We start from the raw sequence: 17428 nt of genomic DNA, 5'->3' as shown, positions 1-17428 counted from the left end.
GACCGGATGTCGAGACGTAACGACAAGAATCTATTGGTGGGCCTGGATATCGGGACCTCGAAGGTCGCCGCGCTGGTCGGCGAGCTCAAGGACGACAACCAGATCGAGATCATCGGTATCGGCACACACCCCTCGCGGGGTCTGAAGAAGGGCGTGGTCGTCGACATCGAGTCGACCGTCCAGTCGATTCAGCGCGCGGTCGAGGAGGCCGAGCTGATGGCCGGCTGCGAGATTCACTCGGTGCATGCCGGGATCGCCGGCAGCCATGTGCGCAGCCTCAACTCGCACGGCATCACCGCGATCAAGGAGGTCGAGGTCACCCAGGCCGATGTCGACCGGGTCATCGATGCGGCGCGCGCCGTGGCGATCCCGGCCGATCAGAAGATCCTGCACATCCTGCCGCAGGAATTCATCATCGACGACCAAGAGGGCATCCGCGAGCCGATCGGGATGTGCGGCGTGCGCCTCGAGGCTCGCGTGCACATGGTCACGGGTGCGGTGAGTGCCGCCCAGAACATCATCAAATGCATCCGGCGCTGCGGGCTCGAAGTCGACGATCTGGTGCTCGCGCAGCTCAGCTCAAGCTACTCGGTGCTCGGCGACGACGAGAAGGAGCTCGGCGTCTGTGTCGTCGACATCGGCGGCGGCACGACGGATCTCGCCGTCTTCACCGACGGGGCGATTCGCCACACCGCGGTCATCCCGATCGCCGGCGATCAGGTCACCAACGACATCGCGGTCGCACTGCGCACGCCGACGCAGCATGCCGAGCTGATCAAGGTCAAGCATGCCTGCGCCCTGGCGCAGCTGGCCGCCAACAGCGAGTCCATCGAGGTGCCGAGCATCGGCGATCGCCCCCCGCGCAGGCTCTCGCGCCAAACCTTGGCCGAGGTGGTCGAGCCGCGTTACGAGGAGCTCCTGACCCTGCTCCACAACGAGCTACGCCGCAGCGGTTTCGAGGATCTGGTCGCGGGCGGGGTGGTGCTGACCGGCGGCAGCTCGAAGATGGACGGTCTGATCGAGCTGGCCGAGGAGGTCTTTCACATGCCGGTGCGTCTCGGCGTCCCGCAATATGTCATCGGGATGGACGAGGTCGTGAACAATCCGATCTATTCCACCGGGGTGGGCCTACTGATGTACGCGCGCCAGCATCGTTTCTCGCGGCGTCCGGAGATCGGGGATTCCGCCGGGCTGAGGGGGGCTTGGGCGCGAATGCGCAGCTGGTTCCAGGGCAATTTTTGATGAAGCCGCGTCGGCTTCGACCCGCGGTGGTTGCTCGTTTTGCAGGCGTTGCCGAACGGCGTGCGGGTCGTCGCCGATGCGGTTTAACTCGGTCGGATGCTTTCGACGGGGCTTTAACCCCGTTGAGGGTGGGTATGGGGCGGGGTGTTTCGTCAAGCCCCGTCGGTCGGGGGGCCGCGGCCTGCGGTCTCGGGCCGCGACGCGTCTCGCGTCGCGGTGGTGTCGGGGGGGCGTTCGCGCCGAGGCGCGCACGTACGAGGTTTCATAGGTCGTGCAACAAATGAATTCGAGAGGAGACAACAGCATGTTTGAGCTCATGGATACCCACAGTCAGAACGCCGTCATCAAGGTCGTCGGGGTCGGGGGCGGCGGCGGGAACGCCGTCAACCACATGGTCGCCGCGACCATCGAAGGGGTCGACTTCATTTGCGCCAACACCGACGCTCAGGCGCTGAAGAGCTCGCAGGTGAAGACCATCCTTCAGCTCGGCGCCGGCATCACCAAGGGGTTGGGCGCGGGTGCAGACCCCGAGGTCGGCCGCAACTCCGCGATGGAGGACCGCGATCGCATCCAAGAGGCCCTGGAAGGCGCAGACATGGTGTTCATCACCGCCGGCATGGGCGGCGGGACCGGTACCGGTGCCGCGCCGGTCGTGGCACAGGTCGCGAAGGAGCTCGGGATCCTCACGGTTGCGGTCGTGACCAAGCCTTTCCCCTTCGAGGGGACCAAGCGTCGTCGCATCGCCGAGGAAGGGATTGCCGAGCTGGCCAAGCACGTCGACTCCTTGATCACCATCCCCAACGAAAAACTTCTGGCGGTTCTGGGTAAGGACATGAGCTTGCTGGGCGCCTTCAGCGCCGCCAATGACGTGCTGCTACATGCCACGCAAGGCATCGCCGAGCTGATCACCCGTCCGGGCTTGATCAACGTCGACTTCGCCGACGTCAAGACCGTCATGTCCGAGATGGGCGTGGCCATGATGGGTACGGGTGCCGCGCGCGGCGAGCATCGTGCCCGCGAGGCAGCCGAGGCCGCCATCCGCAGCCCGCTGCTGGAGGATATCGACCTTGCCGGTGCCAAGGGCATCCTGGTCAATATCACCGCCGGACTGAGCCTGACCATCGGCGAGTTCGACGAGGTCGGCAACACGGTGCGTGATTTCGCCGACGACGATGCAACGGTCGTGGTGGGCACCGTGATCGATCCGGCGCTGGACGACGAGCTGCGGGTCACCGTCGTGGCGACCGGGCTGGGGGAGCGTCGCGTCATGCTCAAACGCCAGGGCGCCCATGAGGCGGCGGCGATGCACCTGGTCAGCAGTGCGGGCAGCAACGAGAGCGCGCCCAACTACAACGACCTGGGGCGTCCCGCCATCTATCGCCGGGGCGGTGCCGCGGCGGTGGCCGAAGCGGTGGTCGAGAGCGATCTCGACTATCTCGATATCCCGGCGTTCCTGCGCCGTCAGGCCGATTGATCAGGGGTTTCCCTGTATCGAATAATTCTTCTAAAACAGTCGTCTTCAAAAAGGTTCGTTGTTGATCTTGATAAACGTCGGGGAAAACCCTAAGCTTGTCGGCAGGTGGCTCGCATGCGAGCCGCAAAACAACATGACGAATGGAAAACGATCGTGGCTCCGGCATGGATTCGCCGGGTCACGCTCGGTCGTCGATCAGCCGGCAACGGATGCCGACAGCCGCCATGGCTTGCGATGGGAGACCTCGACCGATGCTCAAGCAGCGTACCTTGAAGAATGTGATCCGGGCGACCGGTGTCGGCCTGCACACCGGAGAGAAGATCCCGTTGACCTTGCGGCCGGCGGCTCCCGATACGGGGATTATCTTCCGTCGGGTGGATTTGGACGTGCCCGTCGAGATCAAGGCGACGCCGTTCAATGTGGGCGACACCCGCCTGTCCACGACCCTGGTCAAGGGCGATGTCCGCGTCTCGACGGTCGAGCACATCCTGTCGGCCTTTGCCGGGCTCGGGATCGACAACGCCTACGTGGATGTCGGCGCCGCCGAGGTGCCGATCATGGACGGCAGTGCCGGGCCTTTCGTGTTCCTGGTGCAGTCGGCCGGGGTGGAAGAGCAGAATCGTGCCAAGCGCTTCATCCGGATCAAGCGGCCGGTCGAGGTGCGCGACGGCGACAAATACGCGCGTTTCACGCCTTACAACGGATTCAAGGTGGAGTTCTCGATCGACTTCGACCATCCGGCATTCCATGCGCGCACCAACCGGGCGATCGTCGACTTCTCCACCTCCTCGTTCGTGAAGGAGGTTAGCCGGGCGCGCACCTTCGGTTTCCTGCGCGAGATCGAGGCATTGCGTGCACAGAATCTGGCACTGGGGGGCAGTCTCGACAACGCCGTGGTGGTCGACGAATACCGCGTCCTCAACGACGAGGGCCTGCGTTACGAAGACGAGTTCGTGAAGCACAAGATCCTGGATGCTATCGGCGACCTCTATCTTCTGGGGCATACCCTGATCGGGTCCTTCCAGGCGCACAAGTCGGGGCACGCGCTCAACAACAACCTGTTGCGGGCGTTGGTGGCCGACGTCAGTGCCTGGGAAGAGGTGGTGTTCGAAGACTCCACCGAGTCCCCGATCTGCTATGCGCACCCGATGGCGCTGGCCTAGTCCGATTGCGACGCCGGCGTCTTTCCGACGCCGCGCGATCCCTGCGCTTCATCCCTCCCGTCCCCGGCCGCCGTCAAGGCGGTCGGGGTATGGTTTTTTGCAAAACGCCGAAAGATCTCGGCCAGCAGCGGATCCGACATCCCGTCCGCCGCGCCGAACAGATGGGCGAGCGCCCGATCGGTCAGTCGGTTGCCGCCGCTCCGTTGCCCCTCGACCGCCCCCCGCGGCTTCGCCCCGAGGGTATCCACCCCGTCGCCCTGTGCGCGGACGCGGACCTGAGTAATCACCTTCGCGACGCCTTCACGCTCGAGGGCTCGGGTCAGATCCTCGATCAGGAAGCGTGCGCGGGTGACCCACGCCGGCGAATCGAGAAAAAGCGTCAGGACGCCATCGGCAAGCACGGCGTCGCGACAATGCGCACGCAGCGGATCGGGCAACCGGCTCAAGACCATGCCGAGCAGCGCCAGCTCTCGGTCGCGGTGCTCAAGATGCCGGCGGATCAATCGGTTGGACTGAAGCAGCTCACGGACGTGGGCCAATCCCGGACGAAGCATCGGAGGTCTACCTCGACATGCGCAAGGCCTGAGCAAACGGCGTCTCGATGTTTGCTTGCGGCGAAAAACGAATCGACCTGAGGCACGATTGTGGCGACAATTGAACCATATGCCCAGCGCTCAACAGTAAAGACCAAAACAGAGTAGAAAACGATGCACCACCTCGATCGACGAAAAACCGCTCGCGGACAGGCCGTTATAGCGCTCTTGGCCGTTATCTTGTTTACCTTGGCCGGTGGAGGATTAGGATTCTGGATCGGGCACTACCAAAACATGACGCCAATTGTCGACAATCGCGCTCAGCCTTCCATCGTTCCCCGCTCCTCACCCGCAAGTCTCGCCCCCTCGTCAGCCCCCGCTGCTACCGAAGATCTCGATCTGATTGCCTCGCGTGTCGGGGAGATGCAAGCCGAGCTGCTCAGGTTGAATGCACTCGGCGAGCGTCTGGTGCACATGTCCGGACTGAATCCGGAAGAGTTCGATTTTACGGATCCGCCGCCGCGTGGCGGTGCCGAGGAAGGTCCAGCCCGTGACTTCACGATCCGCGAGATCGCCAGCGAGCTCGGCAGCATGGTCAGCCTGGTGCAGGATCGCAAGCGCAAGCTCGAGGTTCTCGAAGATGTCATCATGGACAAGGATCTCACCGCGCAGGTCATGCCCTCAGGTTGGCCGGTTCGCGCCGGTTACGTCACCTCGAGATTCGGTTTTCGGGTGCATCCCATCAAGAAAAGGCGCCTCTTTCACGAGGGTGTCGACTTCGCAAGTCCTCGCGGTACCGCAATCGTGGCGGTCGCCGACGGTGTCGTGACCTTCAGCGGTCGCAAGGGCGGATACGGACGCACGGTCGACATCCGGCACGTCAACGGGTTGGTCACGCGCTATGCCCACAACCAGGACAATCTGGTCAAAGAGGGTCAGATGGTCCGGCAGGGGCAGAAGATCGCGACGGTCGGATCCTCCGGGACCGCGACCGGTCCGCATGTCCATTTCGAGGTGATCAAGGACGGCAAGGCGGTCGATCCATTCCGCTATATCGACCGTCAACCCAGGCCCGTGCTGGCCAGCGCGTCCGAGGATCAACCCGGTTAGGGCGCGGTGGTCGCTCTAGCGGTCGGGGGCGTGGCTTTGCCGGGGGTTTGTCCGGGCAGGCGTCGCAGACCCCGGCCCCGGGCGCACCTCCGACGGCACCTGCGGTTGTCGTTGAATTCCGGTATCATGCCGGGATTTTCCCGACAGGTCTCAAACGTATCCGATGGTCAAGCATCTGTTCAAGAAGGTCTTCGGCAGCCGGAATGACCGGCTCGTCAAGACACTGCTCAAGTCCGTCGCACGGATCAACGCCCTCGAGCCCGAGCTCGAGCCACTCTCGGATCAGGCCTTGGCCGCGAAGACGACTGAGTTTCGCGAGCGACTTGCTGCGGGTGCCGATCTCGACAGCTTGATCCCCGAGGCATTCGCGGTCGTGCGCGAGGCATCCAAGCGAACGCTCGGCCTGCGCCACTTCGACGTGCAGATGGTCGGCGGCATGGTGCTCAACGACGGCAAGATCGCCGAGATGCGCACCGGCGAGGGCAAGACCCTGGTCGCGACCCTCTCGGCCTACCTCAATGCGCTCCCGGGCAAAGGCGTCCACGTCGTTACCGTCAACGACTATCTGGCTCGGCGAGACGCCGCCTGGATGGGACAGATCTACCATTTCCTCGGTCTATCCACCGGCGTCATCAACTCATCGGGCGGAACCGGTCCGGACTCGGCATCCTTTCTCTTCGACCTGAGCTACGAACCGCCGGTCGGTCAAGGTTACCGCCACATGCGCCCGGTCTCCCGCAAGGAGACCTATGCCGCGGACATCACCTACGGCACCAACAACGAGTTCGGCTTCGACTATCTGCGCGACAACATGGCCTTCGTGGCCGAGCAGCGCGTGCAGCGCGACCCCTTCTACGCGATCGTCGACGAGGTCGACTCCATCCTCATCGACGAGGCGCGCACCCCGCTCATCATCTCCGGTCCCTCTGAAGGCAGCACGGATCTCTACAAGCAGATCGACAAGATCATCCCGCGTCTGACCCGTCAGGCCCCCATCACCAACGAAGAGGGGCAGCCCGACTTCGGTCCCGGTGATTATTCGGTCGACGAGAAGGCGCGTCAGGTCTATCTGAGCGAGGAAGGTCACGAGCACGTCGAGCAGATGCTCGTGGAGATCGGTCTCCTCGCCGAGGAAGGCGGTCTCTATGATCCGGCCAATATCGTCCTGATGCACCACGTCTACGCGGCGCTGCGTGCACATGCGCTGTTTCAAAAGAACGTCGAGTACATCGTGCGCGACGGCCAGATCATCATCGTCGACGAGTTCACCGGCCGCACCATGCCGGGTCGGCGCTGGTCCGAGGGTCTGCATCAGGCGGTCGAGGCCAAGGAAGGGGTCGCGATCCAGCCCGAAAACCAGACGATGGCCTCGATCACCTTCCAGAACCTGTTCCGGCTCTATCCCAAACTCTCGGGCATGACCGGCACGGCGGATACCGAGGCCTACGAGTTCCAGCAGATCTACGGTCTGGAGGTCGTCGTCATCCCGACCAATCAGCCCATGGTCCGCGAGGATCGCGGCGACCTCGTCTATTTGACCCAGGAGGAGAAGTACCAGGCGATCGTCGAGGATATCCGCGACTGCATCGCCCGCGGCCAGCCTGCCCTGGTGGGTACCGCCTCGATCGAGACCTCCGAGCTGATCGACCGGCTGCTCGTCGAGCAGAAGATCCCGCACGAGGTCCTCAACGCCAAGCAGCACGAGCGCGAGGCCGGGATCATCGCCCAGGCCGGCCGTCCCGGCGCCGTCACCATCGCGACCAACATGGCCGGTCGCGGGACCGACATCGTGCTCGGCGGCAATCTGGAGGCCGAGCTCGAAGACGCCGGCCCCGAAGCGGATCGCGACGCTATTCGCGCCGCCTGGAAGGAGCGCCACGCTCAAGTGGTGGCCGCCGGCGGTCTGCATGTGGTGGGCACCGAGCGGCACGAATCACGTCGCATCGACAACCAGTTGCGCGGCCGCTCCGGCCGCCAGGGCGATCCGGGCTCCTCGCGCTTCTACTTGTCGCTCGAAGACAACCTGATGCGCATCTTCGCCTCCGATCGCGTCGGCAAGATGATGCAGAAGCTCGGCATGCAGAAGGGCGAGGCGATCGAGCATCCCTGGGTGACGAAAGCGATCGAGAACGCCCAGCGCAAGGTCGAGGGACGCAACTTCGACATCCGCAAGCAGCTGCTCGAATACGACGACGTCGCCAACGATCAGCGCAAGGTCATCTATCGCCAACGCCGCGAGCTGATGGACAGTGTGGATGTCTCCGATACCGTCACCGCGATGCGCGACGATGCCCTGACGCGTCTGATCAACACCTATGTCCCGCCCGAGAGTCTCGAAGAGCAGTGGGACGTGGAAGGGCTCGGTGTCGCGTTGAACGAGCATTTCGGCGGCGACTGGCCCATCCGCAAGTGGCTCGACGAGGACGACTCGCTCCACGAAGAGACCCTGCGCGCACGCATCCACGATACCCTGACCTCGGCCTATGCCGAGCGCGAGAAGCTCGTCGGCTCGCCGACCATGCGCCAGATCGAGACGGCGGTCATGCTGCAGACCCTGGACACCCACTGGAAGGACCATCTCGCCGCGATGGACTATCTGCGCCAGGGGATCCACCTGCGCGGCTACGCCCAGAAGAATCCCAAGCAGGAGTACAAGCGCGAGGCCTTCGAGATGTTCTCCGCGATGCTCGACAGCATCAAGCACGACGTCGTGGCCACCCTTGCCAAGCTCCAGGTGCAGACTCAGCCCGGTGCGGAGGCCCAACCGGTCGCCGCGCTCGGGGCAGCGCCCGTGCGGGAACGCGAGTTCGAGTTCAAGCACGAGCGCTTCGAGGGTTTCGGGCAAGGTTCCGGGTCTGCGGAGGATGCTCAGCCTGAAGGTCGCGACCGTGCGGGTGCCCGCAGCGCCGAGGATCCGCAGGCTCAACCCTTCGTCCGCGGCGATCGCAAGGTCGGCCGCAATGAGCCCTGTCCCTGCGGCTCGGGCAAGAAATACAAGCAATGCCACGGCAAGGCGAGCTGAGCGACACCATGACGCCATCCGAGCCAACCTTGTCCGGCCAGCCCGACCAAACCTGGCTCCCCGTCGGGGGCGCGCGTCTGGCCGCGGGGGCGGCCGGGATTCGTTACCGGGGACGTGACGATCTGGTGGTCATGGAGCTCGCTCCCGGCAGTCGGTGTGCGGCCGTTTTTACGCGCAATGCCTTCTGCGCCGCGCCCGTGCAGGTCGCCCGGACCCATTTGGCTCAAACGATGCCGCGTTACCTCCTGATCAACGCGGGCAATGCCAACGCGGGCACGGGTCGGCGCGGGATGGCGGACGCCGAGTCGAGCTGCGCGGCACTCGCCGCCGTCGGTGACTGTGCCGCCGAGGAGGTGCTGCCCTTCTCCACCGGGGTGATCGGCGAGCACCTGCCGGTCGATCGTATCGCCGCGGCCTTGCCGGATCTGCTAGACCGTTTGGATGCCTCCGCATGGCCTGCCGCCGCGCAGGCCATCATGACCACTGATCGGGTGCCCAAGCTGGTCTCGCGCTGCTTCGAGATCGACGGTCACACCGCCTCGATCACCGGGATCGCCAAGGGCGCCGGGATGATCTGTCCGAACATGGCGACCATGCTCGCCTTCATCGCGACCGATGCCGCCGTGGCGCCCGACCTGCTCCAGGCATGCTTGGGCTCGTCGGCCGCGCGATCCTTCAATGCCATCACCGTCGACGGCGACACCTCGACCAACGACGCCTGCGTGCTGGTCGCGACCGGGGCCTGCGGGAATCCCGAGATCCGCGACGGCGCATCGCCGCAATACGCTGCACTCCAGAGCGCCGTCGATGCGGTCTGTGTGGAGCTGGCGACCGCCATCGTGCGCGACGCCGAGGGTGCGACCAAGCTGGTGAGCGTGCAGGTCGAGGGTGCGGCCCACGTCGATGAGGCCCGCGCGGTCGCCTACACCATCGCCCATTCGCCATTGGTGAAGACGGCGCTCTTCGCGTCCGATCCCAACTGGGGCCGCATCCTGGCCGCGGTCGGACGTGCAGGTCTTCGGGATCTCGACATCGATCGGATCCGAATCCACCTCGGCGAGGTCCTGATCGTCGATGCCGGGGGTCGCGCACCCGACTATACGGAGGAGGCCGGGGCTGCGGTCATGGCCGAGCCCGAGATCCTGATCCGCGTCTCGCTGGGACGTGGCGGGGCCGAGGCGCGGATCCTGACCTGCGATCTCTCTTACGACTACGTCCGGATCAACGCCGAATACCGCAGTTGAGCGTCGACCTGATCCATGTGATGGTCGGCGCGATCTCCGATCGGGCGGGACGCGTGCTCGTGACCAAACGCCTCGATCACGTCCATCAGGGCGGGCTGTGGGAGTTTCCGGGCGGTAAGCTCGAGCACGGCGAGTCGCCCGAGCAGGGACTGGCGCGTGAGCTGGCCGAAGAGCTCGGTATCGAGGTCCACGACAGCCGTCCGCTGATCCGCATCCGACACCATTACGGCGATCGGCATGTCCTGCTGGATGTCCGGCGCGTCTGCTCCTACGCGGGCGTCCCGGCCGGTCTGGAGGGTCAGCCCCTCGCTTGGCAACGCCCCGAGAGGATGGATCCGGCCTGCTTTCCAGCGGCCGATCGTCCCATCATCACCGCTTTGCGCCTGCCCGGGCGCATGCTGATCACGGGTCTTGATCCGCTCGACCCCGAGGTCTTTCTGACGCGGCTTGCGCGCGCCGTCGCGGGCGGGATCAGGCTCGTTCAACTGCGTGCGCATGTGCTGAAACATGCGGCCTACCGCGACTTGGCACGGCGCGCCTTCCTGCTCTGCGAGCAGGGCGGTGCACGTCTCCTCCTGAATCGCGATCCGCAGGAGACGCTGGATGTCCCGCGTCACGGCCTGCACCTCGGAGGGCAGGCGCTCGCCCGACTGAGCGAGCGCCCGGGTCGGCCCGACGACCTGGTCGGGGCCTCCTGTCACAACGCGGATGATCTCGTGCGCGCGGCGGGCCTCGGGCTCGACTACGCGCTGCTCTCGCCCGTCAATCCGACCGCCTCGCACCCGGACGCCGAGCCCCTCGGCTGGCACCGCTTCGCCGAGCTTGCCGACGCGGCGACACTCCCGGTTTATGCGCTGGGCGGTTTGTCCGGAGCGGATCTGGAGGTCGCCCGTGAGCATGGCGCCCAAGGTGTGGCGGCGATTCGAGGCTTTTGGCCGATCGACTGATCGGTTAAACCGCGGTCAGCGCGGTATGTGATGATTTTTGGATGGAATCGGCCCTGGCAGACTGCACGACCGCTGGAGTCGGCGCGGTTTAACATATTAAAAAATATATTCTTTAAACCGCGTTCCCGCTAAGGGTTGTGGATGTACCAAATGTCGATCTCACTCGAAAATGCGCATCTCGCATCGGACGCGGTTTAATGTGCCCCCGGCGAATGCTCGCTCATGGGCGAGTCCTCGTCGGGGTCCTCCTCCGTTCCGGGGATCCGGTGATTCTCGTCGAGCCACTCGCCCAGATCGACCAAACGGCAGCGCTCGCTGCAGAAGGGGCGCCAAGGTGATTGCGGACCCCAGATAACAGACTTGCCGCAGCGCGGACAGGAGACGATCGTGGCCATGGCTAAACCGCGTCCCGAGCGAAAATCGATGCTTTGTTGGTGAGCGCAGCTCGGTGCACGCCGACGAATCCCTGCTGGACGCGGTTCGGGAATGAATCCGAATCATCTGAACCGCGTCCACTGATGAGGTGGTTGATGGGTGCCTGGGCAGCGTGCGAGTCGGAGCAGTTCATACTGTGCAGGACGCGGTTCAAAAGACGCAGCACGTGAGCTTGAAGGGGATATTTTCCGGGATCTGAGACGGCCGCCCTTGAGGTCCGGTCTTCATGAAACGGATGCTGAAGCGGCTCTTGTGTCCGCTGATCTCCGGATAGAGTGCTCCGGTGCCGTTGATACCGACCCGCACCATCTGGGCGGGCGTCTGCGCATCGAGCGCCTCCTGGAAGAAACCGCCCTCCGCGAGGACCTGACGCGGCGATGCGCTGGTGCGGGCGAGCGACAGCACGAGGCGGATCGCCCGCTCGGCCGGCCGGAGATCCTGCAGCCAGTGGTCGAGTCGCGCCTGTCTGATCTCAGGTGCCTGGATCAGCCAGTGATGGTACTGCGGCAGATCGAAGCTGCAGGCCCCGCCCGGAATGCTGCTGCGCTGGGCGACGCTCTTGAGGAGATCGTCCTCGCGGGCGATCTGCCCGATGGGCCCGGACAGGCGATGGACGCCGCCGACGGCATCCGCAAGGTCGCCGAGCACCCGGTCCAATGCCCGCGGATCGACCCCGGGCTGATCCCCGAAACGCTTGAGCGTGGCGATGTTGCGATCGAGCTCCTTGAGCAGCTCGTTCTTTACATCCGCACGCGCGGTCACCGAGGCGATGTCGAGCAAGGTCTCGACGGCCACCCGGGTCGCCCAGGCGTCGTACTGAGGCGCGAAATAGTTGAGCCGCTCGAACAGATGCTCGATCCGCAGGAAGGTGCGGACGCGCTCGTTCAGCGGATGCTCGAAGGTCATCAGTGTCGACACAAAGGCGCCTCGGGGCTCGGCGCGACCCGGATCCGGTCATCTCGGCTCGGTCGGCGCGGCAGTCGTTCGAACGTCGCGCATCCATCGAACCGATGCGCGATACCATGGATGGAATTCTCCCGATTTCGCGAGGGGTTGTCACGCCCGCGCCGATGACCGCGGCAGCGCGACAGGCGTGGACCTCGGGTGCCGTATCGGGCCGCCCGCCGTATCCTGGGTGCCGCGGTTTTCGGGCGCGTTTCTCGATCCTTGATTCGGGAGTCTACTTCGTACTCTCCTTGAAGTCCTCGGTCCCCTCGGAGAATGCCTTCTTGGCCTGCTGCCAGGTGTTCTTCGAGCCTTCCTTGACGTTGTTCCAGTTCTCCTTCGACTCTTTCTTGGTACAGGCCGTCAACGCGGTCAACGCGATCAGGACGCAGACGATCGATCCTCTTCGCATCTTCAACTCTCCTGTCAGTGTCGTGGATAGTAGCGATCGAGGGAAGTCAGACCCTAATGATACCTAGTCGCGCAGTCTCGCGAGCCGTGCTGCCCGTAGTCGGGTTGCACCCGCGGCGGGCGATCCCTTGGACGCCTCGTGGCTGTAGCCGGCGATGCCGACCAGGTCCGGACGGAAGCGCCGCAGGCTGTCGAACAAGGCGAGCTCGGGACCGGACACGATGACCAAGAAGGGAAGCCCCAAGGTCGCGACACCGACCAGGACGGTAAGTGCAAGGGTTCCGATCTCGTCGCGATCGATCGTTCCGGGTATGCCCGGGGTATTCCGCGGCGTCTCGGCAAGCGAATTAGAGCATCGACAGATTCGCTCTGATCTGGTTGTCCAGGTTTGCGATCCAGCTGTTGTAGTTGGAATGGATCGTCCGCTTCTCCTCGTTGAATTTGAGGTTGGTGCTGGCGCTGTAGCGAATGCTGTAGCTGGAGGTCGAGAAGGGGATCTCGACCTTCGCCATATGGTCGCGCAGGTAGATGGTGCCGACGATCATGCCCGGGCGGGTCTCCTGCATCGCCCATCCCAAGCCATTGCCGGCGCCCTGGATCGCCTTGCTGATCTGGGTCGGAGTCGCGCCGGGCGGGATCGGACGCGCGTCGAGATCTCGGATCGGCGAGGTCCGACAGCCGCCGAGACCGATGACGCTCACGGCCATGACCAGGAGCGTGAGCATCCGTATGTTGAAGAGCCCCCGGCGCGCCGGGACTCTGTTGGGACCTTGCATGCCGAGGGCAATCTCGTTTTCCACCTGCTTTTCCTTATCGTCGTCGTGAGCACCACATCGACGGCGCCCTTGCGCCCGTCGGGTGGTGGGTTCCTGCCTCCACCGCCCGATAGCCTGAAGGGCGGTGGTCCGTTTCTGCATTCAGCTCAGTCGATGTCCCGCAGCGCCGCGGCCCCGTCTTTCGCCGATCCGATCCCCCGGTCGAGCGAGCGCAGCAGGCCGGTCGGATACAGGCCGCGGCCGAGCAGCTTTGCGCCGACCAGCCGGATGATGCTCCAGGTGTCTTGCCACGGACGGTAATGGCTGAGACGCCGGTCGGGCAGGTAGCGGGTCATGATGGGGACGCTGCGGATCTCGGCGCCGGCGGCGACGCCGTCGATCAGAAGCTCGGTCTCGAAGGCGAAACCGGCGTTGCGGCGCGGTCGCACACTCAGGCGCGCAAGGACGGCGGCCGGATAGAGTCTGAAGCCGGACTGGGTGTCCTCGATGCGACGTCCGCAGGCCCAGGAGATCCAAAAATCCGCGACCTCGTTGGCGAAGCGGCGCAAGGGCGGGGCTGCATCTCGGGCCTCGGTCCGTGCGGCGATGACGATGGCCTCGGGTGCGCGCATGGCCGTCCGCTCCAGGCGCGGGATGTCGCCCGAGCAGTGCTGACCGTCGGCATCGATGGTGACGATGCGTCGGCCGCCGCAGGCGAGGGCACGGGCGATGCCGCTGGCCAAGGCGAAACCTTTGCCGCGATTGGTCCGGTGCCGGATCAGCTCCAGGCGCGGCGCGGCGCCGTCCTGCGTCTCCAGTGCGTGAATCAGCGTCGCGGTGGCGTCCGTGGAGCCGTCGTCGACAAGGATGATGCGATCGACGTCCAGCCGACGGACGGCCGTGATGACCTCGCGGATCGTCCGTGCCTCGTTGAATGCCGGGATGACAACGATGGTTCCCTTCATGCCATGGCGCCGTTCAGGTTGATGATCTGTCCCGAGAGATAGCCGGAATCGCCCGTGACTAGATAGGCGACTAGATCGGCGACCTCCTCCGGTCTTCCGACCCGACCCATGGGCACCAGACGCCGGATCGTCTCCGCATCGAAGAGGGCTTCGGCATCCGTCTCGCCGATGATCCCCGGTGCAATCGTGTTCACCGTGATGCCTCGCGATGCAAGCTCCAGTGCCAGGGCCTTGGCGGCACCGTGGAGTCCCGCCTTGGCCGCGGCATAGTTGACCTGCCCGCGATTACCCATGACGCCCGCGACCGAGCCGATGTTGACGATTCGGCCCCAGCGCTCGCGAATCATCGGCAGGAGCAAGGGTTGGGTGACATTGTAGAAGCCGAGCAAGGCGACGTCGACGACGCGTGACCATTGCTCCGGCTTCATGCCGGCCAACGGCGCGTCGTCGTGGAGCCCGGCATTGTTCACCAGCACCTGGATCGGTCCCTGCGCGAGGATCCCGTCGAGTGCGTCGCGGGCCGCATCGCCGTCGCGCACGTCGAAGACGACGGACTCGGCACGGCCACCCGCCGCGCGTATCGCATCGCGGACGGACTCGGCCTGCTCCGGGTGACTGTGTCCGTGCACGTAGACCATCAGGCCCTCGCGGGCCAGGCGCCGTGCGATGCAGGCGCCGAGCGCCCCGCTCGCACCCGTAACCAGAGCGCGTTTCATCTAGCCTCCGTGGCGACGCTCACCAGTGTGATGCGGCCGCGCACGGAGATGTGCTCGTCCGCGCTCAGCTCGAAGCGGTAGACGGCATTGATTCCCGCGCGCGCTTCCAGCCAAGCTCTGACCTGAAGCGGCGCGGGCAGTCGGTCGAGTCGAGCGACGCGCATCTCCAGATCGCGCACGGCCCCGAGGAGCAGGGGCGAGTCGCCGTCGAGGACGTGGGACAGGACGCCGTGCGCAGCCGCCGCTTGAGCGGCATATTCCACGCCGTGCACCGCCGACAGGATGCCGTCGCGACGCAGCGGATTGCGCGGGTCGCGGTGGGATGCCGTCGTGCAGCGGATGGAGTCTCGATCGCACTCCAGCACCTGCTCCAGCAGGCACATGGCACCGGCGTGAGGGAGCTTGGCGTAGACCTCTTCGAGCAGGGTCATGCGCCTGGCTCCAAGCGGACTTCGAGCTGAAGCCCCGGCCAGTAGGGCAATCCGATCACCGCCGATCGGCCGGCGGCGATGGCCGCGAGCAGCGGCAGTGCACGGGCCGCGGGGTTGGTCCGGCGCATGGACTCCAATGCCGAATCCTGGATCGAGGTGAGTGCTTGCTCGTCCTCGCGCAGTGCCAGATCCAATGTGGGGTGATCCTCGCTCCTGATGGCGGGTTCGAGCCGCAGTGCGCAGGCGAAGGCACTGTCGAAGGGCCGATGGGGATGCAGCAGCTCGGGTGCGGGTACCTCGAAGGCGATCAGCAGCACCGAGCGCGCGGAGCAGACGATCTGGGTGGCGGCTTCGAGCAGACCGGCCGCGAAGGTGCCGTCGCCGGCCGCGAGACTGGTGGACGGCCCCCGGCAACCTTCGGCGATCGACCAATATCCGGAGACCGCATTGTGCACCGAGTTTTGGAACACCGTCGGCGACGGCGGGACCCGGTGCTCGTAGATGTCCCGGCACATGGAATCGATCAGACCCATATCTCCGTCGGCGGAGGCGAAGACGGTCGCGAGCTCGGTCGTGTCGGAGCGTGCGCCGGCCATGGCTTGGCGCGCTGCATCCAGGGCGAGCCGGGTCGCCAGTGTCGCGCGGCGGCGCTCGTTGGGATTCAGGCCCAGAGGTGGCGAGACACTCAGCGCATCGGCGACATAGGGGTGATCGCCCGCGAGCACGGGGCGGGCGCCGATCCAGTCGACGAGTCCGGGGCCGAGGATTCCGATCCCGCTCACCGTCAGGCGCATGAGGTCCGTCCGAAGACGAGTGTGCAGTTGTTGCCGGCGAAACCGAAGGCGTTGCTCAATACCCGCGCGAGCGGTCGCGGCGCGCTGTCGCGGATGAGTCGTGTCGATAGATCGGGATCGAAGGTCGTCGTGTTGAGCGTGCCCGGGATGAGTCCATGCCGAAGGCAGATCAGCGAAAGCACCGCCTCGACGGCTCCGGATGCGCCCAGGGTATGTCCGGTCCAGCCCTTGGTCGCACTGGCGATCGCGGTGTCGCCGAACACCCGCGCGACGGCCCGGTCTTCGGACAGGTCGTTGGCCGGGGTCCCGGTGCCGTGCAGGTTGATGTAATCGATCACGTCGGCGCTCAGGCCCGCCGAGTCGAGCGCCGCGCGCATCGCCGACACGGCGCCGTCGCCCTGCGGGTGAGGCGAGGCGATGTGGTAGGCGTCGGTGCTCTCGCCGTAGCCGAGCAGGGACAGGCCATCGTCGTCCGCGTCGCCGTTTCCCTCAAGAAGCGCGAAGGCCGCGCCCTCGCCGATGCTGATGCCGGTGCGTCCCAGCCCCCAGGGTGTGCAAGGTGTGGGAGAGAGCAGCCCGAGTGCTTGAAACCCGAGGAGCGTGGTTGCGCACAGTGTATCGACGCCGCCGACGACGGCCGCGTCGCAGAGTCCGGCCGACAAGGCCCGCTGGGCCGCCGCGAATGTCTTGGCGCCGGAAGAGCAGGCCGTGGAAATCACGATGGCGGGTCCGCTCAGACCGAGCCGACGCCGGCAGTAGTCCGCGAGCGAGACGTAGGCGTGTGTCGAGTCGAAGCGCAGATCCTCGCCGAGACCGGGCGTCTTCTCCTCGAAGTGGCGTCGGTAACACTGCTCGGTGTGGCGGATGCCGGCCGTGCTGGTACCGAGAAAGAGGCCGATTCGGCTCGGGCCGCGGCGCTCGCGAGCCGCTTCGACCTGCTCGGCGAATCCGTCGCCGTGCAGCGCCAGCTCGGCGAGACGGTTGTTGCGACAGTCGAACTCGGCGAGCCGAGCCGGCAGACGCACATCATCCAGGCCATCGACGACACCCGCCCATGACTGCACAGGCGCCTCGTCCGGCGTCCAGAGACGCAGGCCGGGCCGCATCTCGGTCAGGGCTTGCAGGTGGGGTCGGCAACCCTGTCCCAACGCTGTGGTCAGCGTGTAGGCTCGGATCCTGGCGGGGGTGATCGGCATGGTTGCGTGGCGGTTGCGTTCCTCTGGCTCTGGAAAACCCTGATT

General features: G+C 65.4%; 18 protein-coding genes. 7 read left to right on the top strand and 11 right to left on the bottom strand.

Going from position 1 to position 17428, the window contains the following annotated elements:
* The first annotated feature begins 6 nt into the window (after positions 1–6).
* The 3 genes from ftsA (at position 7) to lpxC (ending at position 3879) form a co-directional block, all read left to right on the top strand.
* On the top strand, positions 7–1242 hold the full coding sequence (ftsA, locus tag BLV04_RS14485; protein WP_093033434.1) for a cell division protein FtsA: 1236 nt from the start codon (positions 7–9) through the stop codon (positions 1240–1242).
* Between the two features lie 304 nt (positions 1243–1546).
* Positions 1547–2716 carry a cell division protein FtsZ gene (ftsZ, locus tag BLV04_RS14480; RefSeq protein WP_093033431.1) on the top strand — a complete coding sequence of 390 codons (1170 nt, stop codon included), beginning with the start codon at positions 1547–1549 and terminating at the stop codon, positions 2714–2716.
* A 251-nt stretch (positions 2717–2967) separates the two neighbouring features.
* Entirely contained in the window at positions 2968–3879 is a 912-nt protein-coding gene (lpxC, locus tag BLV04_RS14475; protein WP_093033428.1) for a UDP-3-O-acyl-N-acetylglucosamine deacetylase, read from the top strand.
* Here lpxC and BLV04_RS14470 read toward each other — a convergent pair.
* A complete protein-coding gene (locus BLV04_RS14470; RefSeq protein ID WP_093033425.1) occupies positions 3876–4433 on the bottom strand; it encodes a DciA family protein in 558 nt (185 codons plus the stop codon). The genes lpxC and BLV04_RS14470 overlap by 4 nt on opposite strands.
* Before the next feature lie 402 nt (positions 4434–4835).
* Between BLV04_RS14470 and BLV04_RS14465 the strand changes: the two genes are divergently transcribed.
* From BLV04_RS14465 to BLV04_RS14450, 4 genes are all read left to right on the top strand, one after another.
* The gene (locus tag BLV04_RS14465; RefSeq protein ID WP_245731894.1) at positions 4836–5522 is read left to right on the top strand and encodes a M23 family metallopeptidase; all 687 of its coding nucleotides are present in this window, start codon (positions 4836–4838) and stop codon (positions 5520–5522) included.
* Between the two features lie 163 nt (positions 5523–5685).
* The gene (gene secA / locus BLV04_RS14460) at positions 5686–8544 is read left to right on the top strand and encodes a preprotein translocase subunit SecA (protein WP_093033419.1); all 2859 of its coding nucleotides are present in this window, start codon (positions 5686–5688) and stop codon (positions 8542–8544) included.
* Positions 8545–8552: 8 nt separating this feature from the next.
* Entirely contained in the window at positions 8553–9788 is a 1236-nt protein-coding gene (gene argJ / locus BLV04_RS14455) for a bifunctional glutamate N-acetyltransferase/amino-acid acetyltransferase ArgJ (protein WP_093033630.1), read from the top strand.
* Positions 9785–10735, top strand: coding sequence for a Nudix family hydrolase (locus BLV04_RS14450; RefSeq protein WP_281241847.1), 951 nt, complete (start codon positions 9785–9787; stop codon positions 10733–10735). Before argJ ends, BLV04_RS14450 begins: the two co-directional genes overlap by 4 nt.
* A gap of 194 nt (positions 10736–10929) precedes the next feature.
* Here BLV04_RS14450 and yacG read toward each other — a convergent pair whose 3' ends face one another.
* The 10 genes from yacG to BLV04_RS14405 all read right to left on the bottom strand — a co-directional run bounded on the left by yacG (position 10930) and on the right by BLV04_RS14405 (position 17383).
* Positions 10930–11130 (bottom strand): DNA gyrase inhibitor YacG, encoded by a 201-nt coding sequence (yacG, locus tag BLV04_RS14445; RefSeq protein ID WP_093033416.1) that lies wholly within the window; start codon positions 11128–11130, stop codon positions 10930–10932.
* Between the two features lie 190 nt (positions 11131–11320).
* Positions 11321–12088 carry a cell division protein ZapD gene (gene zapD / locus BLV04_RS14440; protein WP_093033412.1) on the bottom strand — a complete coding sequence of 256 codons (768 nt, stop codon included), beginning with the start codon at positions 12086–12088 and terminating at the stop codon, positions 11321–11323.
* A gap of 262 nt (positions 12089–12350) precedes the next feature.
* Entirely contained in the window at positions 12351–12527 is a 177-nt protein-coding gene (locus BLV04_RS24970) for a hypothetical protein (RefSeq protein ID WP_175534638.1), read from the bottom strand.
* A 63-nt stretch (positions 12528–12590) separates the two neighbouring features.
* The gene (locus BLV04_RS14435) at positions 12591–12770 is read right to left on the bottom strand and encodes a hypothetical protein (RefSeq protein ID WP_093033409.1); all 180 of its coding nucleotides are present in this window, start codon (positions 12768–12770) and stop codon (positions 12591–12593) included.
* A 103-nt stretch (positions 12771–12873) separates the two neighbouring features.
* Positions 12874–13326 carry a hypothetical protein gene (locus BLV04_RS14430; RefSeq protein ID WP_245731893.1) on the bottom strand — a complete coding sequence of 151 codons (453 nt, stop codon included), beginning with the start codon at positions 13324–13326 and terminating at the stop codon, positions 12874–12876.
* Positions 13327–13448: 122 nt separating this feature from the next.
* A complete protein-coding gene (locus tag BLV04_RS14425) occupies positions 13449–14246 on the bottom strand; it encodes a glycosyltransferase family 2 protein (RefSeq protein WP_093033406.1) in 798 nt (265 codons plus the stop codon).
* A complete protein-coding gene (gene fabG, locus BLV04_RS14420) occupies positions 14243–14962 on the bottom strand; it encodes a 3-oxoacyl-ACP reductase FabG (RefSeq protein ID WP_093033402.1) in 720 nt (239 codons plus the stop codon). The genes BLV04_RS14425 and fabG overlap by 4 nt, the downstream gene beginning before the upstream one ends.
* A complete protein-coding gene (locus BLV04_RS14415; protein ID WP_093033399.1) occupies positions 14959–15393 on the bottom strand; it encodes a hotdog family protein in 435 nt (144 codons plus the stop codon). The genes fabG and BLV04_RS14415 overlap by 4 nt, the downstream gene beginning before the upstream one ends.
* A complete protein-coding gene (locus BLV04_RS14410) occupies positions 15390–16187 on the bottom strand; it encodes a beta-ketoacyl synthase chain length factor (protein ID WP_093033396.1) in 798 nt (265 codons plus the stop codon). Before BLV04_RS14410 ends, BLV04_RS14415 begins: the two co-directional genes overlap by 4 nt.
* A complete protein-coding gene (locus BLV04_RS14405; RefSeq protein WP_093033393.1) occupies positions 16178–17383 on the bottom strand; it encodes a beta-ketoacyl-ACP synthase in 1206 nt (401 codons plus the stop codon). Before BLV04_RS14405 ends, BLV04_RS14410 begins: the two co-directional genes overlap by 10 nt.
* Positions 17384–17428 lie beyond the last annotated feature (45 nt).

The organism is Thiocapsa roseopersicina (genome assembly GCF_900106925.1).
GTDB lineage: Bacteria > Pseudomonadota > Gammaproteobacteria > Chromatiales > Chromatiaceae > Thiocapsa > Thiocapsa roseopersicina.
The sequence above is the reverse complement of the archived record's forward strand: the minus strand, read 5'-3'. Positions and strand labels throughout refer to the sequence as shown.

Coding starts and splice junctions, on each gene's coding strand:
- BLV04_RS14465 (WP_245731894.1), top strand. CDS start 4,836: ATGCAAGCCGAGCTGCTCAGGTTGAATGCACTCGGCGAGCGTCTGGTG.
- lpxC (WP_093033428.1), top strand. CDS start 2,968: ATGCTCAAGCAGCGTACCTTGAAGAATGTGATCCGGGCGACCGGTGTC.
- argJ (WP_093033630.1), top strand. CDS start 8,553: ATGACGCCATCCGAGCCAACCTTGTCCGGCCAGCCCGACCAAACCTGG.
- secA (WP_093033419.1), top strand. CDS start 5,686: ATGGTCAAGCATCTGTTCAAGAAGGTCTTCGGCAGCCGGAATGACCGG.
- ftsA (WP_093033434.1), top strand. CDS start 7: ATGTCGAGACGTAACGACAAGAATCTATTGGTGGGCCTGGATATCGGG.
- yacG (WP_093033416.1), bottom strand. CDS start 11,130: ATGGCCACGATCGTCTCCTGTCCGCGCTGCGGCAAGTCTGTTATCTGG.
- BLV04_RS14410 (WP_093033396.1), bottom strand. CDS start 16,187: ATGCGCCTGACGGTGAGCGGGATCGGAATCCTCGGCCCCGGACTCGTC.
- BLV04_RS14470 (WP_093033425.1), bottom strand. CDS start 4,433: ATGCTTCGTCCGGGATTGGCCCACGTCCGTGAGCTGCTTCAGTCCAAC.
- fabG (WP_093033402.1), bottom strand. CDS start 14,962: ATGAAACGCGCTCTGGTTACGGGTGCGAGCGGGGCGCTCGGCGCCTGC.
- BLV04_RS24970 (WP_175534638.1), bottom strand. CDS start 12,527: ATGCGAAGAGGATCGATCGTCTGCGTCCTGATCGCGTTGACCGCGTTG.
- BLV04_RS14415 (WP_093033399.1), bottom strand. CDS start 15,393: ATGACCCTGCTCGAAGAGGTCTACGCCAAGCTCCCTCACGCCGGTGCC.
- BLV04_RS14425 (WP_093033406.1), bottom strand. CDS start 14,246: ATGAAGGGAACCATCGTTGTCATCCCGGCATTCAACGAGGCACGGACG.
- ftsZ (WP_093033431.1), top strand. CDS start 1,547: ATGTTTGAGCTCATGGATACCCACAGTCAGAACGCCGTCATCAAGGTC.
- BLV04_RS14405 (WP_093033393.1), bottom strand. CDS start 17,383: ATGCCGATCACCCCCGCCAGGATCCGAGCCTACACGCTGACCACAGCG.